22 protein-coding genes are annotated in these 17,928 nt (G+C 60.0%); 16 read left to right on the top strand and 6 right to left on the bottom strand.

Features of this window, described 5'->3' with window-relative positions:
• Positions 1-170 (bottom strand): hypothetical protein (locus tag VJ698_RS13975; protein WP_324103386.1); only part of this gene is annotated, 170 nt, incomplete at its 3' end.
• A gap of 261 nt (positions 171-431) precedes the next feature.
• Between VJ698_RS13975 and VJ698_RS13970 the strand changes: the two genes are divergently transcribed.
• From VJ698_RS13970 to VJ698_RS13940, 7 genes are all read left to right on the top strand, one after another.
• Positions 432-905: a rubrerythrin family protein gene (locus VJ698_RS13970; RefSeq protein ID WP_324103384.1), complete on the top strand. Its 474-nt coding sequence runs from the start codon at positions 432-434 to the stop codon at positions 903-905.
• Between the two features lie 54 nt (positions 906-959).
• Positions 960-1,124: a rubredoxin gene (locus VJ698_RS13965; protein WP_324103383.1), complete on the top strand. Its 165-nt coding sequence runs from the start codon at positions 960-962 to the stop codon at positions 1,122-1,124.
• A 22-nt stretch (positions 1,125-1,146) separates the two neighbouring features.
• The gene (locus VJ698_RS13960; protein ID WP_324103382.1) at positions 1,147-2,331 is read left to right on the top strand and encodes an FAD-dependent oxidoreductase; all 1,185 of its coding nucleotides are present in this window, start codon (positions 1,147-1,149) and stop codon (positions 2,329-2,331) included.
• A 62-nt stretch (positions 2,332-2,393) separates the two neighbouring features.
• Positions 2,394-3,362, top strand: coding sequence for a thiamine-phosphate kinase (thiL, locus tag VJ698_RS13955; protein WP_324103381.1), 969 nt, complete (start codon positions 2,394-2,396; stop codon positions 3,360-3,362).
• Positions 3,359-3,883 (top strand): phosphatidylglycerophosphatase A, encoded by a 525-nt coding sequence (locus VJ698_RS13950; RefSeq protein ID WP_324103380.1) that lies wholly within the window; start codon positions 3,359-3,361, stop codon positions 3,881-3,883. The genes thiL and VJ698_RS13950 overlap by 4 nt, the downstream gene beginning before the upstream one ends.
• 467 nt (positions 3,884-4,350) lie before the next feature.
• Positions 4,351-4,836, top strand: coding sequence for a CinA family protein (locus VJ698_RS13945; RefSeq protein WP_324103379.1), 486 nt, complete (start codon positions 4,351-4,353; stop codon positions 4,834-4,836).
• Complete coding sequence (locus VJ698_RS13940) at positions 4,836-5,732, top strand: alpha/beta hydrolase (protein ID WP_324103385.1); 897 nt, start codon at positions 4,836-4,838, stop codon at positions 5,730-5,732. The genes VJ698_RS13945 and VJ698_RS13940 overlap by 1 nt, the downstream gene beginning before the upstream one ends.
• A 5-nt stretch (positions 5,733-5,737) precedes the next feature.
• On the opposite strand, the gene pyrF is transcribed toward VJ698_RS13940, so the two are convergent.
• Positions 5,738-6,565 (bottom strand): orotidine-5'-phosphate decarboxylase, encoded by an 828-nt coding sequence (gene pyrF, locus VJ698_RS13935; RefSeq protein WP_324103378.1) that lies wholly within the window; start codon positions 6,563-6,565, stop codon positions 5,738-5,740.
• 60 nt (positions 6,566-6,625) lie between these two features.
• On the opposite strand from pyrF, the gene VJ698_RS13930 reads away from it, so the two are divergent.
• Genes VJ698_RS13930 through VJ698_RS13915 form a run of 4 tightly spaced genes read left to right on the top strand, consistent with a single transcriptional unit; the run spans position 6,626 to position 9,475 of the window.
• Entirely contained in the window at positions 6,626-7,516 is an 891-nt protein-coding gene (locus VJ698_RS13930) for a DMT family transporter (protein ID WP_324103377.1), read from the top strand.
• A gap of 44 nt (positions 7,517-7,560) precedes the next feature.
• Positions 7,561-8,154, top strand: a complete 594-nt coding sequence (locus VJ698_RS13925; RefSeq protein WP_324103376.1) for a LemA family protein — start codon at positions 7,561-7,563, stop codon at positions 8,152-8,154.
• A gap of 17 nt (positions 8,155-8,171) precedes the next feature.
• The gene (locus VJ698_RS13920; RefSeq protein ID WP_324103375.1) at positions 8,172-8,975 is read left to right on the top strand and encodes a TPM domain-containing protein; all 804 of its coding nucleotides are present in this window, start codon (positions 8,172-8,174) and stop codon (positions 8,973-8,975) included.
• On the top strand, positions 8,975-9,475 hold the full coding sequence (locus VJ698_RS13915) for a TPM domain-containing protein (protein WP_324103374.1): 501 nt from the start codon (positions 8,975-8,977) through the stop codon (positions 9,473-9,475). The genes VJ698_RS13920 and VJ698_RS13915 overlap by 1 nt, the downstream gene beginning before the upstream one ends.
• 41 nt (positions 9,476-9,516) lie before the next feature.
• Here VJ698_RS13915 and dacB read toward each other — a convergent pair whose 3' ends face one another.
• A complete protein-coding gene (gene dacB, locus VJ698_RS13910; protein ID WP_414691158.1) occupies positions 9,517-10,929 on the bottom strand; it encodes a D-alanyl-D-alanine carboxypeptidase/D-alanyl-D-alanine endopeptidase in 1,413 nt (470 codons plus the stop codon).
• A 61-nt stretch (positions 10,930-10,990) separates the two neighbouring features.
• Between dacB and VJ698_RS13905 the strand changes: the two genes are divergently transcribed.
• From VJ698_RS13905 to VJ698_RS13885, 5 genes are all read left to right on the top strand, one after another.
• A complete protein-coding gene (locus VJ698_RS13905) occupies positions 10,991-11,461 on the top strand; it encodes a MarR family transcriptional regulator (RefSeq protein WP_324103372.1) in 471 nt (156 codons plus the stop codon).
• 126 nt (positions 11,462-11,587) lie between these two features.
• On the top strand, positions 11,588-12,007 hold the full coding sequence (locus VJ698_RS13900; protein ID WP_324103371.1) for an organic hydroperoxide resistance protein: 420 nt from the start codon (positions 11,588-11,590) through the stop codon (positions 12,005-12,007).
• Between the two features lie 274 nt (positions 12,008-12,281).
• Positions 12,282-12,572, top strand: a complete 291-nt coding sequence (gene groES, locus VJ698_RS13895; RefSeq protein WP_324103370.1) for a co-chaperone GroES — start codon at positions 12,282-12,284, stop codon at positions 12,570-12,572.
• Between the two features lie 36 nt (positions 12,573-12,608).
• On the top strand, positions 12,609-14,255 hold the full coding sequence (gene groL, locus VJ698_RS13890; RefSeq protein ID WP_324103369.1) for a chaperonin GroEL: 1,647 nt from the start codon (positions 12,609-12,611) through the stop codon (positions 14,253-14,255).
• Positions 14,256-14,566: 311 nt separating this feature from the next.
• The gene (locus tag VJ698_RS13885; protein ID WP_324103368.1) at positions 14,567-15,025 is read left to right on the top strand and encodes a cache domain-containing protein; all 459 of its coding nucleotides are present in this window, start codon (positions 14,567-14,569) and stop codon (positions 15,023-15,025) included.
• A gap of 63 nt (positions 15,026-15,088) precedes the next feature.
• Here VJ698_RS13885 and VJ698_RS13880 read toward each other — a convergent pair whose 3' ends face one another.
• The 3 genes from VJ698_RS13880 to VJ698_RS13870 form a co-directional block, all read right to left on the bottom strand.
• On the bottom strand, positions 15,089-15,871 hold the full coding sequence (locus VJ698_RS13880; RefSeq protein ID WP_324103367.1) for an enoyl-CoA hydratase: 783 nt from the start codon (positions 15,869-15,871) through the stop codon (positions 15,089-15,091).
• Complete coding sequence (gene ylqF / locus VJ698_RS13875; RefSeq protein WP_324103366.1) at positions 15,861-16,781, bottom strand: ribosome biogenesis GTPase YlqF; 921 nt, start codon at positions 16,779-16,781, stop codon at positions 15,861-15,863. The genes VJ698_RS13880 and ylqF overlap by 11 nt, the downstream gene beginning before the upstream one ends.
• Before the next feature lie 88 nt (positions 16,782-16,869).
• Positions 16,870-17,811, bottom strand: a complete 942-nt coding sequence (locus tag VJ698_RS13870; RefSeq protein WP_324103365.1) for a histone deacetylase family protein — start codon at positions 17,809-17,811, stop codon at positions 16,870-16,872.
• Positions 17,812-17,928: the final 117 nt, after the last annotated feature.

Below are 17,928 nucleotides of genomic sequence, written 5' to 3'. Positions count from 1 at the left end.
CAGGCGGCGGCCACGCCGGGGGAATAGGCCAGTGCCAGATCGCGCTGGTTGGTGAGCTGCTTGGTGGGGGTGACGCTGATTTTTCCGGGAGTGGGAAACTCGTGGTATTCCAGTGCCGCTTGGCGCAATTGTTGACGAAGTGCTTCTTTTCGGTCAATCGAGGATTCCATGATGCGGCCTTCCTTTTTATCTTACGGAAAGCTTACGATTTTATCAGAGGGCATGCCCTCCTTTTATACGTATTTATCCTAGTCGCAGGCAACTTTCATTTCCACATGGCACAGGAATGTGCCAATCAATAAGGTCGATTCCTGACACGCCTATCGCATTGATTTACACAATCAATTTTATTTATCGATAGTGCTTCGCTATTATTCGTTCCATGCCGATTGCCGGAAACAAATCGGCCCTTTACTTAACAGGAGCGAACCATGGCAAAACAAGCGTCCGTCACGATCCAGAACCTCGAAGCCGCCTTCGCCGGCGAATCGATGGCGCACATCAAATACCGCTACTTCGCGAAGATCGCGCGCGAAGCCGGCGCGGAGGACGTCGCAAAGGTGTTCGAGGAAACCGCCGAGCAGGAGGTCATGCATGCATTCGGCCATCTCGACCTGCTCTATCCGAAAGCGCAGTTGACGCCCGCAAAGGCGCTCGACATCGCGATCGAGGGCGAAACCTACGAGTACACCGAGATGTATCCGAAATTCCGCCACCTCGCCGTGGAAGAAGGAAACCAGGCTGCGGTAGCCGAATTCGACGAGCAGATCGCCGAGTCGAAAGCGCATGCCGACAGCTTCCGGCGCACGCTGGAAATCGCCGCCAAGCGATTCGCCGCGCTGGCAAAGGTCGAAGAACGCCACGCGAATCATTACCGCAACGTGCGCGCCGCTATCACGAAGTAAGCGCGGGAACGCGGCAGCAGTAGATCACATCCATTGTCATAGAGAGGAACACATATGAAAACTTATCAATGCATCGTTTGCGGTTTTGTGTACGACGAAGCCGCCGGTTTACCGGAAGACGGCATTGCGCCGGGCACGAAATGGGACGACATCCCCGCCGACTGGGCCTGCCCGGACTGCGGCGTGGCGAAGGCCGATTTCGACATGGTTGAAATCTGACCGCATCCGACAGGGAGATCACATGAACCCGATCATCATCGTCGGCACCGGTCTTGCCGGCTACACACTGGCCCGCGAATTCCGTAAGCTGAACAAGACTGCGCCCCTTCTTCTCGTGACTGCCGATGATGGCGGCTTCTATTCCAAGCCGATGCTGTCGAACGCCTTCGCACAACGCAAACAGCCGGCCGAACTGCTCACGCAGACCGCTGCGCAGATGGCGGAACAACTTGGTGCAACGATCCTCACCGGCGCGCGCGTCGAGAGCATTGATACAGACACCATGACCGTGACAACGAGCGCCGGGACATTCGCTTATGACAAGCTGGTCCTCGCCGTGGGAGCGCAACCGATCCGCCTCGCCATCGACGGTAATGCCGCAGACCAGATCATGTCGGTGAACCATATCAACGACTACCAGCATTTCCGGCAAAGGATTTCTGCGTCCGGCGGCGCTTCGCGCGTCATGATTCTCGGAGCAGGACTGATCGGTTGCGAATTCGCTGATGACCTGGCGGGAGCCGGTCATCAGGTCACCCTGGTCGACCCCAGCAAGGCACCGCTGGCAGCATTGGCGCCGCCCGCCCTGTCGCAAGGGCTGCGCGTGGCGCTGGAAGCGCGGGGCATTGGCCTGCGGCTTGGAACGACCGCCGCGCGTATCGACCGGGTAGATGGCGGCCTGACGGTCTCGCTTGCCGATGGCAGCGTAGTCGAGACCGATATCGTGTTGTCGGCCGTCGGCCTGCGTCCGGATCTGCGCCTCGCGCAGGCAGCGAACGTGGTGACCGGCCGCGGGATCGTCGTGGATGCGTTTGGCAAGACCAGCGCCGCGCACATGTACGCTTTGGGAGATTGCGCGGAATACACCGTCGATGGAAACCGCAACATCGTCCTCCCCTATATTGCTCCGCTGATGGCCGCAGCGCGTGCCTTCGCCCGCACGCTGGACGGCCAGCCCACCGCCATCGACCTGAGGCCGACGCCGGTGATGGTCAAGACACCCTCGCTTCCGCTCGCGCTGGTACCGCCTCCGTCCCACGCGGCAGCCGGTGGCAATTGGCATGAAACAAGCATCGGTGAGCAGGTCATCTGCCGTTTCTACGACGAAAACGGATGCATGCGCGGCTTCGGCGTAGCGCCGCATGAGGCGAAAATCCGGCAAAGCCTGCTTGCTGAGCTTGGCAGTCCGATCGCCAGCGCTGCCTGATAACACGTTGCCGGTCGCAGATGTGGCCCCAGCGATGGGGCCGCATTCGGTACAATCGCACCATGTTGTCCGAATTCGACCTGATCGCGCGGTATTTCACCCGTCCAACGCGCCGCACCGACCGCATCGCTTTGAGCGTGGGCGATGACTGCGCATTGCTCAATCCTTCCCCGGGTATGCAACTGGCCATCTCGACCGATATGCTGGTCGAGGGACGCCATTTCTTCCCGGATACGGATCCGACCATGCTTGGCCACAAGTGCCTCGCAGTCAATCTTTCCGATCTTGCCGCCATGGGCGCGACACCGCTTGCTTTCACCCTGGCACTCTCCCTGCCGGACGCCCGGCCCGAATGGCTGGAACCCTTTTCCTCCGGCATGCTCGCACTTGCCGACCTGCATGCGTGCGAACTGATCGGCGGCGATACCACGAAAGGACCGCGCAATATCTGCATCACCGTCTTTGGCGAAATTCCATCCGGGCAGGCATTGCGGCGCGATGCTGCGCAAGCCGGCGACGATATCTGGATTTCCGGAACCGTCGGCGAGGCGCGTTTGGCACTTGCAGCATGCCGGCATGAATTGACACTGGATGCCGCTGCAATGGCGGCCGCCTGCGAGCGCCTGCATGCGCCGGCGCCGCGCGTAGCTCTCGGTATCGCCTTGCGCGGCATTGCCCATGCTGCGATCGACATTTCCGACGGTCTGTCCGGCGATCTCGGGCACATCCTGGAGCGCTCGCAAGTGGGTGCAACACTCGACGTGGACGCACTCCCCTGCGGACCGAACCTGTCACGACAAACAGTCGAACTCCGTCGTCGCTTCGCGCTGGCCGGCGGCGATGACTATGAACTGTGTTTCACGGCGCCACCTTCCCGACGCGACGAGGTGCAGGCGGCAGCCCGCACCGCATCGACGCCGGTCACGCGCATTGGCACGATCGACTCCGCGCCGGGCCTGCGCCTTGTCGATGCGCAAGGTGCCGCGCTCGATCTGCAAGTTGCTTCCTTCGATCATTTCGCATCCCCATGACCACGCTCGAATCAGGCCAGCGTGCCTGCGTCACCAAACCGAATGCACGATTCATGCTGTCGCACCCGGCGCACCTGCTTGCGCAAGGTTTCGGAAGCGGCCTGTCGCCGATCGTCCCAGGCACAACGGGTACGCTGTTCGCTTGGCTGTCATTCAGCACGCTCACGGCGCGCTGGCCAGCATGGTTCTCGCCGCTGCATTGGGCGATCATCATCGCGGCCGGATTCGTTGTCGGCATCTGGGCCTGCCACAGGACCGGGCGCGATCTCGGCATCCCCGATCATGGGAGCATGGTCTGGGATGAAATCATTGCGTTCTGGCTGGTACTGCTGGTCCTGACGCCCTCGGATTTCAATACTCAGTTCTGGGCCTTTCTCTGGTTCAGGTTCTTCGACATGGTCAAGCCCGCGCCTATCGCATACTTCGACCGCCGTTTGAAGGGCGGCTTCGGCGTGATGTGGGACGACATCATTGCCGCGTTTTACACGCTGCTGCTGTTTGCGTTGTGGCGCACGCTGTAATGGCGAGCACAAAAAAACGCGGCCGCATGGCCGCGTCAAGCTCGAAACTTCACGCCATGAACACGCCGCCAGACCGCTCGAGTCAAACGACGCACTGTTCGATGCCATTGTGGGTCGAATAAGCAACGGATATTTGATGCAAATCATGTTCCCGTCGCGATAACGCGGATTGCCTCTTGACCTTGCGGGCCATAGCGGCGCCAAACCACTCACGACGCTGCACCACGGGCCGCTTTTACATGGCCACGCCCTCCCCGTCAGCACTGGATGAAGCGCGCCACAAGCATGCGGTGCGGCCTCGACGCGCAGTGCGGATTTTTCAGGCCGGACAAGCCCGAACACGCCACCAAAAATACAATCCCGGTGGTAAAGTTAATCTTGTCCGTGGTGGAAATCCGGCACGACAATGCATGCAGGTTTTCGCCCGGTCCACCGGCTATACAAGTGAAACAAATAACGGAGAACACATGAGTGACATCATTGATCTGGCAGCACGCGTCGGACGCACGCTCCAGGCAAAAGGATTACTGCTTGCAACCGCCGAATCGTGCACGGGCGGCGGCGTGGGGCAGGCCATCACTGAAATTGCCGGCTCATCGGAATGGTTCGATTGCGGCTACATCGCCTACTCCAACGCGTCCAAGACGGAAATGCTCGATGTGCCGGCAGCATTGATCGCCCAGTTCGGCACGGTCAGCGAAGAAGTCGCGGGTGCCATGGCGGAAGGTGCGCTGGCCAACAGCAATGCGCACGTCGCGCTCTCCACCACCGGCATTGCCGGCCCTGGCGGCGCGGTCCCCGGCAAACCTGTCGGCACCGTGTGCTTCGGCTGGGCAATCGAGCACCACACCTACACGGAGCGGCTTGTTTTCACCGGCGATCGGCAGGCAGTGCGCCAGCAGACCATCATCCACGCGCTCGAAGGCCTGTTGCGCTTCCTGGATAACGCATGATGCTGGAAAGCTTCCAGCGAAAGCAGTTGCAGGTCAATGGCGTCGCCATCAACCTGCGGCACGGCGGCAAGGGGCCGCCGCTGCTTTTGCTGCACGGTTTTCCCCAGACGCATGTCATCTGGCACAAGGTCGCCGATGCGCTGGCGAAGAAGTTCACGCTGGTGATGCCAGACCTGCGCGGCTACGGCGACTCTTCCATGCCGCCGGGCGCGCCCGATCACAGCAATTATTCCAAGCGCGTGATGGCACAGGACATGGTCGAGGTCATGCAAGCGCTGGGATTCTCGTCGTTCTACCTGTGCGGCCATGATCGCGGCGGCCGGGTCGCACATCGCCTCGCGCTCGATCATCCATCGGCAGTCACGAAGCTGATGATCCTCGATATCTCGCCGACGCGCACCATGTACGAAGCCACCGACAAGGCCTTCGCGACGGCGTATTACCACTGGTTCTTCATGATCCAGCCAGCGCCGCTGCCGGAAACCCTGATGGGCAACAGCGCATCCTTCCTGCTCGACACGCTGCTCGGCGGCTGGGGTTCTCAGGGCGAAAAGTTCATCGATTCCGCCGCAATGGACGAATACCGGCGCTGCTTCTGCCGCTCCGAATCGATCCATGCCGTCTGCGAGGACTATCGCGCAGCGGCCGGCATCGACCTCGAACATGACCGCGACCATGACAACAACAGAATCGCGTGCCCGGTGCACGTGCTGTGGGGTGAGCGCGGCGTGATCGGTCAGCTGTTCAGGCCGCTCGATGACTGGCAGGCGAAATGTACGCAGGGCGTGACGGGCAAGCCCTTGCCCTGCGGGCATTTCATTGCGGAACAGGTGCCGGAGCTATTGCTGCAGGAGATGTTTGCATTCTTCGGAAGCCCTGGCGCAATGCCGGCGTAATGGCATCAAGCCCGGTAGCGATTGATCGCGTCCCGGGTTTCCACCGCCACGCGCCGCGCCGCCTGTGCGAAATCCTCGCCCGCCTTTTCATTCGGCTTTGCGTACAGGATGGCCCGCGATGAATTGATCATCATGCCGGTGCCGCTTGCCGTCCTGCCGGCATTCACCGTCGCCTGGATATCGCCACCCTGCGCACCGATGCCCGGAACCAGCAAGGGCATGTCGCCGACGATCCGCCGCACCTGCGCCAGCTCATCAGGGAACGTGGCACCCACCACCAGTCCGCACTGACCATTGGTGTTCCATTTGTCCGCGACGAGATGCGCGACATGCTGGTAGATCGGCATGCCATCCGCATTCAGGAATTGCAGGTCGGACCCACCCGGATTCGAGGTGCGGCACAAGATGATCACGCCCCGGTCTTTCCATTCCAGATACGGCGCAATGGAGTCATAACCCATGTAGGGATTGACGGTGACCGCATCGGCGCCATAACGCTCGAAGGCTTCGCGCGCATATTGCTCGGCAGTCGCGCCAATGTCGCCGCGCTTGGCGTCGAGCACGATCGGAATCGCAGGATAGGTCTTGCGCAAGTAGTCGCAGATTGCCTCCAGCTGGTCCTCCGCACGCAACGCGGCGAAGTAGGCGATCTGGGGCTTGAATGCGCAGGCTACGTTTGCCGTGGCATCGATGATTGCCTTGCAGAATACGTAGATTGACTGCGGCTGTGTCTGCAGATGCGCAGGAAACTTTGCGATGTCGGGATCGAGGCCGACACACAGCAATGAATTGTTGGCCGCCCATGCGGCAGCCAGTTTGTTGATGAAAGTCACGGCTTTACCCGAAAGATGTCAAACAGTGCACATTGTAACGTGCCATGCTATCGTTTCGGGATGACTTCTCTTTCCCGCAAGGACTGGATCCTGCTGATCCTGTTGACGCTGAGCTGGGGGCTCAACTGGCCAATCATGAAAATGGGCGTTCGCCACTTCCCGCCGCTGACATTTCGTGCGATCAGCATGATCGGTGGCTTGCCGGTCTTGTGGCTGGCTGCGCGCATGCAGGGCGCGTCGCTCGCCCTTCCGCGTGGAAGAACCTTCGAAGTGGTCCGCCTGGCAGTTCCCAACATGCTGGTCTGGAATGTCTTCATGATCCTTTCGGTCCGGATGCTCTCTTCCGGCCGGGCAGCCATCCTCGGCTATACGATGCCGGTATGGGCGGTACTGTCGGCCCTGGTTTTTTTCGGCGACCGGCCGGGCCGCAATGGCTGGATCGGCATTGCCTGTGCCATGACCGGCGCCCTGCTGCTCTTGTCGAGCGAAATCACGACGCTGACCGGCAATCCGCTGGGGACAGTGCTGGCATTGATTGCAGCAGCGGGCTGGGGCTACGGCACGGTGACGATCAAACGCTCTTCACTGGAGATGCCGACCATCTCCCTGACGTTCTGGATGTTGGCCCTGACCAGTTCGGCCATGGCGCTTGCCGCAACGCTGTTCGAGAGCAATGCGTGGCAGATGCCGGACATGGCTACGATCGGCGCGATCGCTTTCAACGCGCTCGTCATCTTCGGTTTCGCGCATGTGGTCTGGTACAAGCTCGCGCGCACGCTGCCGCCGGTGGTGTCCAGCCTCTCGGTGATGATGATCCCGGTGCTCGGCGTATTCTCCGGCGCATGGCTGCTCGGCGAAACACCGCACTGGCAGGACTACGCGGCGATGGCCCTGATATTGGCTGCGATGAGCACGGTATTGTTGAGGCCCGGCACAATCGCCCGCAAATAGTTGCTCCCATTTCCACCTCAATATTCAGCGAAGAGGCAATCACAATGAAAACCTGGATCAGATGGATGGCAATCGCGATGCTCGCGTCGATGCTGAGCGCGTGTGGCTACAATGAATTTCAGGAAAAGGACGAGCGCGTCAAGGCGGCATGGAGCGAAGTGGTGAACCAGTACCAGCGCCGTGCCGACCTGATTCCGAACCTGGTAAATACGGTCAAGGGTTATGCCTCGCACGAAAAGGATACGCTGGAAGCGGTCACGCGCGCGCGCGCCGCAGCAACCAGCTTCCAGATCACCCCGGAAGTGCTGAACAATCCTGAAGCATTCAAGAAATTCCAGCAGGTGCAGGGCGAGCTGTCGAACGCGCTGTCGCGCCTGATGGCGGTTTCCGAGAACTATCCGAACCTCAAGGCAGATGCCAGTTTCCGCGACCTGCAGTCGCAGCTGGAAGGCACGGAGAATCGCATTACCGTTGCCCGCCAACGCTATATCCAGGCGGTACGTGAATACAACGTGCTGGCACGCAGCTTCCCGACCAACCTGACGGCCATGATGTTCCACTATGAAGTCAAACCGTCGTTCACCGTCGATAACGAGAAAGCGATTTCGAACGCGCCGACGGTCAACTTCGGCAAGTAGGCAGGCGAAGCGAGGCCATGCTTTCCCTTCTGCACCGCTACCTGATCGGCGTTTTCCTTGCGCTCGCCATGTCCGTGGCGGGCGCCCAGGATTTCGTCCCCGTGCCGCCGCTGAAGGAGCGAGTAACGGACCAGGTCGGCATGCTGACGCCCGAGCAGCGCAACACACTGGAGAATGTGCTGAAGGAATATGAGGAGCGCACCGGCAGCCAGATTGCTGTCCTCTTGATGAGCACGACAGAACCCGAAGCAATCGAGCAATACAGCATTCGCGTCTTCGACGAATGGAAGCTCGGTCGCAAAGGTATCGATGACGGCGTGCTCCTGATCATCGCCAGGGACAATCCTCCGGCACTGCGGCGCATGCGCATTGAAGCCGGTCGCGGCGTGCAGGGCACGCTGACCGATGCACAATCGAAACGCATCCTGCAGGATGTGATGGCTCCCCACTTCCGCCAGAACGATTTCTATGGAGGCCTGGTCGCAGGCGTCTCGGCCATCACCAGCCTGCTGGACAAGGAACGGTTTGCAGCGCCCGGGGAGAAGAAGCCCGCGCAAGAAGAAGAGTCCGATGCATTCTCACTCGGCCTGTTTTTCTTTTTCATGATCCTGTTCCTGCTGCTGTCGCGTGCCCGTTCGCGACGGTATGGACATCATCGAAGCGGTTGGGGAAGATCAGCACCGGGCGTGATCCTTGGCGATGGATTCGGCCGCGGCGGATTCGGCGGCTTTGGCGGAGGAGGCTTCGGCGGTTCCGGAGGCGGCGGATTTTCTGGCGGCGGCGGCACTGCCGATGGCGGCGGAGCTTCGGGGAACTGGTGATGAAAACATTTTCGCGCCTGATCAAACACTTGTGCACGACAACCGCTGACGGCCGCCGCGCGTTTCCTGAAGAAACGCTGAAGGCCATTGAGGAAACGATCGCTGCCGGTGAAAAGTGCCATCGCGCCGAGGTGCGCATGGTGATCGAACCTTCGCTCAGTTCTCAGGCAGTGCTCAACGGCATGTCGCCGCGGGAACGCGCACGAGAGCTGTTTTCCCATTATCGCGTCTGGGACACCGAGGAAAATTGCGGCGTGCTGGTGTATATCAACCTGGCCGACCACCAGGTGGAGATCGTCGCCGATCGTGGTGTCGGCCGCGTAGTCGCTGCAAAGGAATGGCATGGAGTTTGCCGCACCATGACCGAGGGTTTCGCGAACGGGTCCTATCACGACAGCATCGTGGCCGCGCTGGAGCAGTTGAACAGGCTGCTCGCGAACCACTATCCCGATGACGGCTCGACGCGGAACCAGTTACCAGACAGACCGGTGATGCTGTAATTTTCCGTGCGGCTTTCAGCACGCATTCAGCACGCGCCCGCTCAGCCGTGCTCATACACCCACTGCAGCAAGGCATCCTGTGCTTCCTGCCCCTGCAGCGAATTGGGGTGATTGATCATGAAAACGACCACGTAGCGCTTGCCTGACGCGGCCTGGACATAACCCGCAATATTGCGCACCTCATTCAGCAGGCCAGTCTTGATATGCGCCTTTCCCGCCACGGTCTGATTGACCAGCCGCATGCGCATCGTGCCGTCCAAGCCTGCCAGCGGCAGCGACGCCATGAACTCCGGCATGACGGGAGACTGGAAGGCGGCCTCGAGCATCCGGCCCATGGTCAGCGGGGAAATCCGCTCGGTACGCGACAGACCCGAGCCGTTCTCCACGCTCAGTTCTGGCGCATCGATACCCTTCTTGCCGAGCCACGTGCGCAGTACCGCAGCTCCACGTTCGGGGTTGGCCGGCAAGTTCAACTCATTCGCCGCAATCGTCAGCAGCAACTGGCGAGCCATGACATTGTTGCTGTACTTGTTGATGTCGCGGATCACTTCCGCAAGCGCCGGCGAGTCCCATTGCGCGACCAGGCGCGCCGAGTCAGGCACTGCACCGTTCTTTACATCACCTTTCAAGGTCCCGCCGAGATCGGCCCACAGTCGACGGAAGGCAAGATGGAAATATTGGGTGTGTGTCATCTGATAGGGATTCACGTACCAGACCTTCTCGCCGCAGGATGCAGAATAGGTGCCGGCGAAGCGCGCGCCCCAGGTGTCGATGACCGGACGCAGACGCGCATGCCAGTCGCCACATTCGCCGTGCGCCAGACGGGGCGCCATCACTGGGTAGGCCGCCAGCGCCGGATCCATCGTCACGCCGACGGCACCGCGCGCCTCATCCGGCGTGAAACGGAAGGCCAGCGCCTTGTAGTTCAGCAGCAAGGCATCGGGGCCGACGTTATAGGGCTTCATCGGATCGCCGTCGAATTGCGACGGGTCATACGGCATTTCTTCGAAAGCACTGCGGTCCAGCACAAGGTCGCCCCGGATCTCTCGGATGCCTCTCGCGCGGATACGGCGGAGGAACAGCCAGAAATTCTCGAGCACGAGCTTCGGGTCTCCGCTGCCCTTGATATACAGGTCACCACGCAGGACATCCCCGACTTGCGCGCCGGTGACGTAAGCCTGCGTTCTCCAGGTGAACGACGGCCCAAGCAGTTCGAGCGCCGCGTCGCTCGTCACCAGTTTCATGGTGGATGCCGGGTTGAACGGCATACTTTCATTTGAGGCAAGCAACAGCGGACCCGCGCCCACCTCCCGCACATAGATGCCGGTGGCGGACGCAGGGATCTGCGCGCGCTGCAGCGCATCCGCAACGGGAATCGGCAACTGTTGCGCGGCGGCCGTGCCGACAAATGCAAATAAGGCAAGCGCCGCTTGGAGTCTCTTCAGAATTCGCATAGGATTAGGAAAACGTATCACGCGCAATGCAATTGATTATCCCACGTCAGGGCTGCAAACCATGCCGAAATCCGCCACTCCCGCCGCCGTACAGACCCTGGATCCGCTGGCATTGGAAAACCAGTTCTGTTTCGCCCTGTATTCCGCCTCGCTGGCGATGACAAAAACCTACAAGCCGATGCTCGACAAGCTCGGACTTACCTATCCGCAATACCTGGTGATGCTGGTGCTTTGGCAGCAGGATGACATTTTGGTCAAGACCATCGGTGAAAAACTCTTCCTCGATTCCGGCACGCTCACACCTCTGTTGAAACGGCTGGAAGCCTCATCGCTCATCCAGCGCACCCGCGACGAGGCGGACGAGCGCCAGGTAAGGATCACTCTGACAAAGGAAGGTCGCGCCCTCAGGAAGAAGGCGCAATGCGTACCGCAACAGGTGCTCAGCGCCAGCGGCCAGTCGCGGGAAGCGCTGGAGCGTTTGCGCAATCAGCTCTCCTCCATCCGCGACGATCTGGTCAAACTGGCTTCGTAGGAAATCCGGATCGAACGCTTGCCATGCCGGCTTTCCCCAATTAAATCATACACAATTTAATTACGTGATATATTTATCCGGCAGTTCGACGGAATCCTTCATCCCACGATCATCAAGGAGCTACACATGCAGATCCTCTACAAGGCGCAGGCCACCGCCACCGGCGGACGCGACGGCCGCGCCGTTTCCAGTGACAAGAAACTCGATGTCAGCTTCAACACACCGAAAGAACTCGGCGGCCCGGGCGGCGACGGCACCAATCCAGAACAACTATTTGCCGCGGGCTATTCCGCCTGCTTCCTGTCCGCGATGAAGTTCGTCTCCATGCACGCGAAAATCCCGCTGCCAGCCGACGCCTCGGTTACCGCCGAAGTCGGCATCGGGCCAAACGGCAACGGCGGCTTCGGACTTGCAGCCGAACTGCGCGTCGCCCTGCCCGGCATGGACCAGGAAACCGCCCGCAATCTGGTCAGCAAGGCGCACGAAGTCTGCCCCTACTCCAATGCGACCCGCGGCAATATCGAGGTCAAGCTCACGCTGGCCTGATGTACTGGTCAGGCCATATAAAGCCTCCGCACGCCCCCAACGGGGGCTTTCTTTTTTGTCCACCGCCAGATTTAGCGGAAAAACAAGACATGGTCGATGTGGCCTTGAAAAAAGGATTACCCGCCCCTATACTTAGCACTCGTTAGGGGAGAGTGCTAACAAGAACTCCGCCTGGCTTCATGATTTTCTCGTGCGGTTTTGCTGCACTGTGAAACCCAGCTTGCAGCGAATCTGCCGCAAACAACCATAACTTATTGATAATTAAGGAGTTTGTATGAACCTTCGTCCATTGCACGATCGCGTCATCGTCAAGCGCCTCGACCAGGAAACCAAGACTGCGTCCGGCATCGTTCTCCCGGAAGCCGCTGCGGAAAAGCCGGATCAGGGCAAAGTGCTCGCAGTCGGTAACGGCAAGATTCTGGAAGATGGCAAAGTCCGCCCGCTGGATGTCAAAGTTGGCGACATCGTGCTCTTCGGCAAGTATTCCGGCCAGACCGTGAAGGTCGAAGGCGATGAAGTGCTGGTGATGCGCGAAGAAGACATCATGGCAATCGTCCAGAAGTAAGTACAGATACCTGTTCAATATTAAGGAGTCACAAACATGGCAGCAAAAGAAGTAGTCTTCGGCGATGCCGCGCGCCACAAGATGGTTGAAGGCGTCAACATTCTCGCCAACGCTGTTAAAGTCACCCTCGGCCCGAAAGGCCGCAATGTCGTCCTCGAGCGTTCCTTTGGCGCCCCGACCGTCACCAAGGACGGCGTGTCCGTCGCCAAGGAAATCGAGCTGAAAGACAAGCTCATGAACATGGGCGCGCAGATGGTCAAGGAAGTCGCTTCCAAGACCTCCGACAACGCCGGTGACGGCACCACCACCGCTACCGTGCTGGCACAAGCCATCGTGCGCGAAGGCATGAAGTATGTGGCCGCCGGCATGAACCCGATGGACCTGAAGCGCGGCATCGACAAGGCTGTCACCGCCACCGTCGAAGAACTGCGCAAGATCGCAAAGCCTTGCACCACTTCCAAGGAAATCGCACAAGTTGGCGCGATCTCTGCCAACTCCGACACCTCCATCGGCGAGCGCATCGCTGAAGCAATGGAAAAGGTCGGCAAGGAAGGCGTGATCACGGTCGAAGACGGCAAGTCGCTGAACGACGAGCTCGAAATCGTTGAAGGCATGCAGTTCGATCGCGGCTATCTGTCCCCGTACTTCATCAACAACCCGGACAAGCAAACTGCCATCCTGGAAAATCCGTTCGTCCTGCTGTTCGACAAGAAGATTTCCAACATTCGTGATCTGCTGCCGGTCCTGGAGCAAGTCGCCAAGGCAAGCCGTCCGCTGCTGATCATCGCCGAAGACATCGAAGGCGAAGCGCTGGCTACCCTGGTTGTAAACAACATCCGTGGCATCCTGAAGACCTGCGCCGTCAAGGCTCCGGGCTTCGGCGACCGTCGCAAGGCCATGCTGGAAGACATCGCCATCCTGACCGGTGGCCAGGTGATTGCTGAGGAAGTCGGCCTGACTCTCGATAAAGCATCCCTGAACGATCTGGGCCAAGCCAAGCGTATCGAAATCGGCAAGGAAAACACCACCATCATCGACGGCGCCGGCCAGGCTGCCGCGATCGAAGCGCGCGTCAAGCAGATCCGCGTCCAGATCGAAGAAGCAACGTCCGACTACGACCGCGAAAAGCTGCAAGAGCGCGTTGCCAAGCTGGCAGGCGGCGTTGCAGTGATCAAGGTCGGCGCTGCGACCGAAGTCGAAATGAAAGAGAAGAAGGCACGTGTCGAAGACGCGCTGCACGCAACCCGTGCTGCCGTTGAAGAAGGCATCGTTCCTGGCGGCGGCGTTGCCCTGCTGCGTGCTCGCGTCAACCTGACCCTGAAAGGCGACAACGCCGACCAGGAAGCCGGCATCAAGATCGTCCTGCGCGCCATGGAAGAGCCGCTGCGCATGATCGTCACCAACGCCGGCGAGGAAGCTTCGGTCGTCGTCAACAAGGTCATCGAAGGCAAGGGCAACTTCGGTTACAACGCTGCCAACGGCACCTATGGCGATATGGTCGAGATGGGCGTGCTGGATCCGGCCAAGGTCACCCGTTCGGCACTGCAGAACGCAGCGTCGATCGCCGGCCTGATGCTGACCACCGACTGCACCGTCGCCGAGCTGGTTGAAGAGAAGCCGGCTGCTCCGATGGGCGGCATGGGCGGCATGGGTGGCATGGGCGGCATGGAAGGCATGATGTAATTCGCCCCGCGAACCCGCTACGCAGAAAAGCCCGCTTCGGCGGGCTTTTTTCATGCCTGGAGAAGTTCGATATCGGGAAGGCGTCGAGTTTCATTGCCTTCCAGCAGTGACTGTTATACATGCAACTCTTTCAATTTCTTTGAGTGCATATTCTCTACGTTTCTTATTGGCAACATCCCAGTGCTGTTCCGATGGGGTTATCTTGCCGCAAAGAAACAAACCGGATAGATTCGAGGATGCGCCCGCAAGCCTCGCAGCGTCTTGCGGTTATTGCGCGTGCAATCAAATCAACAATCTTGTCGGAGAAATGAATGAAGCGTGTTTTGAAGTTTTTCATCGGCGCATGCCTGAGCCTCGGATTCGTCGCAAGCTCTCATGCGGGGGACAAAGGAACGAAGGATGAAGCAGTCGCCCTCGTCCACAAGGCGATCGCCTTTTACAAGGCCCATGGCAAGGACAAGGCATTTGCGGAGGTGAGCAACAAGTCCGGGCAATTCGTCGATCGCGACATGTATGTGTACATCCTCGATACGAACGGCACGATGATGGCGCACGGCGCAAATGAAAAACTGATCGGGAAGGACCTGACGAACCTGAAGGACGCCGACGGCAAGCTTTTTGCGCAAGAGCTGATTGCCCATGCAAAAGCGAAGAAGGCGGGCTGGGTCGACTACAAATGGCCGAACCCGGTGACGAAACAGATCGAGTCCAAGACTACCTACGTCGAAGCGTTCGACGGCTACGGATTTGCCGTCGGCGTGTACAAGTAATCGAATTCGCTGCGCGGCCGGCTGCACGGCCGCGCGATCGTACGGAAAAAGGCGGCGTTCCGCTCAACCCTTCCAGTTCGGTGCACGCTTCTCGATAAACGCCTGCACTCCTTCCAGCGCAGCGTCATCCATCATGTTGCACACCATCGTTTGCCCCGCAAGCTGATAGGCAGCGCCGATACCGAGTTCCAGCTGCTTGTAGAACAATTGCTTGCCCATCGCGATGGCGACCGCAGGCTTGGCGAGGATGCTGGCAATAAGTTTTCCAACCTCGGCGTCCAGCTGAGCGGCGGGAACGACACGATTGACCAGGCCGCGATCGCGCGCCGTTTCAGCATCGATGAATTCGCCCGTCAGCAGCATTTCCATTGCCTGCTTGCGCGAGACGTTGCGCGACAGGCCGACCGATGGCGTGGAACAGAACAATCCGTAATTCACACCGGACACCGCGAACTTTGCCTCGCTGGCGGCCACAGCAAGGTCGCACATCGAGACAAGCTGACAACCCGCTGCAGTGGCGATACCATGTACACGGGCGATCACTGGCTGCGGCAACTGCTGGATGGTCAGCATCACCTTGCTGCACTGGTCGAACAGTTTCTTGTAATACGCCTCGGAGGGCTGCGCGCGCATCTGCTTCAGGTCGTGGCCGGCGCAGAACGCCTTGCCTGCACCCGCGAGGATGACGACGCGGATGGCGTGATCATTCCTGATCGCGTCGAGTTCGCCCTGCAAGGCGTCCATCATTTCTTCCGAAAGCGGATTGAACTTCTCGCCGCGGTTGAGCGTGAGCGTTGCCACGCCATCCTGCACTGACCGGATCACATAAGGTGTTTCATTGCTCATCTTCGCTGCCCTCCTCTTGGTCTTGTGGTAAGCCGAGCGATGGCTCGGGCTGGTAGCTTGCAAGCAGGTCGGCCCGGCTCTGGGGGGTCTCCAGGCTGATGCGACCGAGCGCGCCAGTGCGATAGTCCTGCAGCAAGGTGTGCGCCGCCTTCTCCAGGTCGTATTCGCCGCCTTTCACACGAAAGGCACGTCGCTTGGCGATGCCTTCGAGCACGCCGGTACCGTCCATGTCTTCCGTCTTGAATCCATAGCGGGTTGCCAGGAGCGGCGCATAGCGGGCGAGCAACTGCTCTGCCAGGAAGGTTGCCACCTCCTCCTCGATCAAGGCGTTTACGCCCACAGCATGGCTGGCGGCGAGCATCAGGCCGTCAGTCGGATGCTCGATCTTCGGCCACAGCATACCGGGTGTATCGATCAATACCATGTTATTGCCGAGATAGAGGCGCTGCTGGGTCTTGGTTACTGCGGGCTCATCGCCGACCGCCGCCACGCGCTTCTTGAGCAGGGCATTCATCAATGTCGACTTGCCGACGTTCGGGATGCCCATGATCATCATGCGCAGCGGCTTGAGGGCCGTGCCGCGGTGCGGCGCCAGCTTCAGCGCGAGGCCGGGAACCTTGGCCACGTCGGCCGGCTTCTTGCAGCTCAGCGCGACGGCATGCACATCTTTCTGCGCGTTGTAGTGCGCAAGCCATGCCTTGGTGGCGACGGGATCGGCGAGGTCGGCCTTGTTGAGGATCTTCAGGCAGGGCCGCTGGCGCTGCTTGCGCAGCTGTTCGATCATGGGATTGCAACTGGCTTGCGGCAGGCGCGCGTCCAGCACCTCGATGACGAGGTCGGTCTTCTCCATGGATTCCGCCGCCTTCTTGCGGGCGGCGTTCATGTGACCGGGGAACCATTGAATGGACATGCGTGAATGTATTGAAACAAGGCAAACCGCTATTCTACCCGCTGCCTGCCTCCGTCACGGGAAGGGCCGGCGAAGGGCCGGCGGCGGCTCAGACGAGTTCGGCCAGTGCCTTGATATGTGCGACGACGCTGCGGCCGAGCGCGGAGAGGTTGTAGCCGCCTTCCAGGCAACTGACGATCCGTCCCTGGGCATGCTCTTTCGCGACTGCCAGGACCTGCTGCGTGATCCAGGCATAGTCGTCCTCCACCAGCCCCATCTGGCCGATATCGTCCTCGCGGTGCGCGTCGAAGCCGGCGGAAATGAAGATCATCTCGGGCCGGTGCGCATGCAGGGCTGGCAGCCACCGCTCGGCCACCAGCTGGCGCACCACATCTCCCTTGGAATAGGCAGGCACCGGCACGTTAACCATGTGCGGCGAATCCGGCCGGACCTCGGTATAGGGGTAGAAAGGATGCTGGAAGAAACTCACCATCAGCACGCGCGGATCATCGAGGAACGCTTCCTCCGTCCCGTTACCGTGGTGGACATCGAAATCGACGATCGCCACGCGCTCCAGTCCGCGTGCTTCGAGGGCGTGTTTTGCCGCAATCGCAACATTATCGAAGAGGCAGAATCCCATCGCCTCGGACGGCCTTGCGTGATGCCCCGGTGGGCGGATGGCGCAGAAGGCATTGCTCAATTCACCGGCAAGCACGGCGTCGGTCGCCGCCACTGCTGCACCGGCGGCCCGCAATGCCGCATTCCAGCTATGTTCGTTCAGCATGGTGTCGGCATCGATCGGGTAGTAGCCGGAGCCGGTTTCCGCCAGCGTCGCGGTGTTTTCCTGTACGCGCGCTATCGCGTCCGCCGTATGCACGCGCCGGATTTCGGCCACATCCACCTTCGGCGCCTCGCGGTGTTCGAGCAGGTTGTTGATCCGGCTGGCGATAAGCTGGTCTTCGATCGCCTGCAGGCGCGCAGGACATTCCGGATGCCATTGCCCCATTTCGTGGCGCTTGCAGTCGGGATGGGTATAGATGGCGGTGGTCATTTCCGTAAAGCCGGATGTGCGGCAGGGTTCTCGAATAGAATCTATCTGTCATCGATATGAAAGCGGATATCGATGCACTCGATGCATATAGTGTAACGAATAACAGGATGTATGACA

Origin of the sequence: Noviherbaspirillum sp. (assembly GCF_035254685.1) — a bacterium.
GTDB lineage: Bacteria > Pseudomonadota > Gammaproteobacteria > Burkholderiales > Burkholderiaceae_D > Noviherbaspirillum.
Note: the sequence above shows the minus strand (reverse complement) of the source record. Positions and strands in the feature narration are given on the sequence as shown.

Excerpts from the sequence above, each read along its gene's own strand:
- VJ698_RS13960 (WP_324103382.1), top strand. The coding sequence starts at position 1,147 with ATGAACCCGATCATCATCGTCGGCACCGGTCTTGCCGGCTACACACTG.
- VJ698_RS13920 (WP_324103375.1), top strand. The coding sequence starts at position 8,172 with ATGCTTTCCCTTCTGCACCGCTACCTGATCGGCGTTTTCCTTGCGCTC.
- VJ698_RS13915 (WP_324103374.1), top strand. The coding sequence starts at position 8,975 with ATGAAAACATTTTCGCGCCTGATCAAACACTTGTGCACGACAACCGCT.
- VJ698_RS13925 (WP_324103376.1), top strand. The coding sequence starts at position 7,561 with ATGAAAACCTGGATCAGATGGATGGCAATCGCGATGCTCGCGTCGATG.
- VJ698_RS13940 (WP_324103385.1), top strand. The coding sequence starts at position 4,836 with ATGCTGGAAAGCTTCCAGCGAAAGCAGTTGCAGGTCAATGGCGTCGCC.
- VJ698_RS13970 (WP_324103384.1), top strand. The coding sequence starts at position 432 with ATGGCAAAACAAGCGTCCGTCACGATCCAGAACCTCGAAGCCGCCTTC.
- VJ698_RS13905 (WP_324103372.1), top strand. The coding sequence starts at position 10,991 with ATGCCGAAATCCGCCACTCCCGCCGCCGTACAGACCCTGGATCCGCTG.
- VJ698_RS13900 (WP_324103371.1), top strand. The coding sequence starts at position 11,588 with ATGCAGATCCTCTACAAGGCGCAGGCCACCGCCACCGGCGGACGCGAC.
- VJ698_RS13885 (WP_324103368.1), top strand. The coding sequence starts at position 14,567 with ATGAAGCGTGTTTTGAAGTTTTTCATCGGCGCATGCCTGAGCCTCGGA.
- ylqF (WP_324103366.1), bottom strand. The coding sequence starts at position 16,781 with ATGTCCATTCAATGGTTCCCCGGTCACATGAACGCCGCCCGCAAGAAG.
- thiL (WP_324103381.1), top strand. The coding sequence starts at position 2,394 with ATGTTGTCCGAATTCGACCTGATCGCGCGGTATTTCACCCGTCCAACG.
- VJ698_RS13930 (WP_324103377.1), top strand. The coding sequence starts at position 6,626 with ATGACTTCTCTTTCCCGCAAGGACTGGATCCTGCTGATCCTGTTGACG.
- VJ698_RS13950 (WP_324103380.1), top strand. The coding sequence starts at position 3,359 with ATGACCACGCTCGAATCAGGCCAGCGTGCCTGCGTCACCAAACCGAAT.
- VJ698_RS13945 (WP_324103379.1), top strand. The coding sequence starts at position 4,351 with ATGAGTGACATCATTGATCTGGCAGCACGCGTCGGACGCACGCTCCAG.
- VJ698_RS13880 (WP_324103367.1), bottom strand. The coding sequence starts at position 15,871 with ATGAGCAATGAAACACCTTATGTGATCCGGTCAGTGCAGGATGGCGTG.
- groES (WP_324103370.1), top strand. The coding sequence starts at position 12,282 with ATGAACCTTCGTCCATTGCACGATCGCGTCATCGTCAAGCGCCTCGAC.
- groL (WP_324103369.1), top strand. The coding sequence starts at position 12,609 with ATGGCAGCAAAAGAAGTAGTCTTCGGCGATGCCGCGCGCCACAAGATG.
- dacB (WP_414691158.1), bottom strand. The coding sequence starts at position 10,929 with ATGCGAATTCTGAAGAGACTCCAAGCGGCGCTTGCCTTATTTGCATTT.
- VJ698_RS13965 (WP_324103383.1), top strand. The coding sequence starts at position 960 with ATGAAAACTTATCAATGCATCGTTTGCGGTTTTGTGTACGACGAAGCC.
- VJ698_RS13870 (WP_324103365.1), bottom strand. The coding sequence starts at position 17,811 with ATGACCACCGCCATCTATACCCATCCCGACTGCAAGCGCCACGAAATG.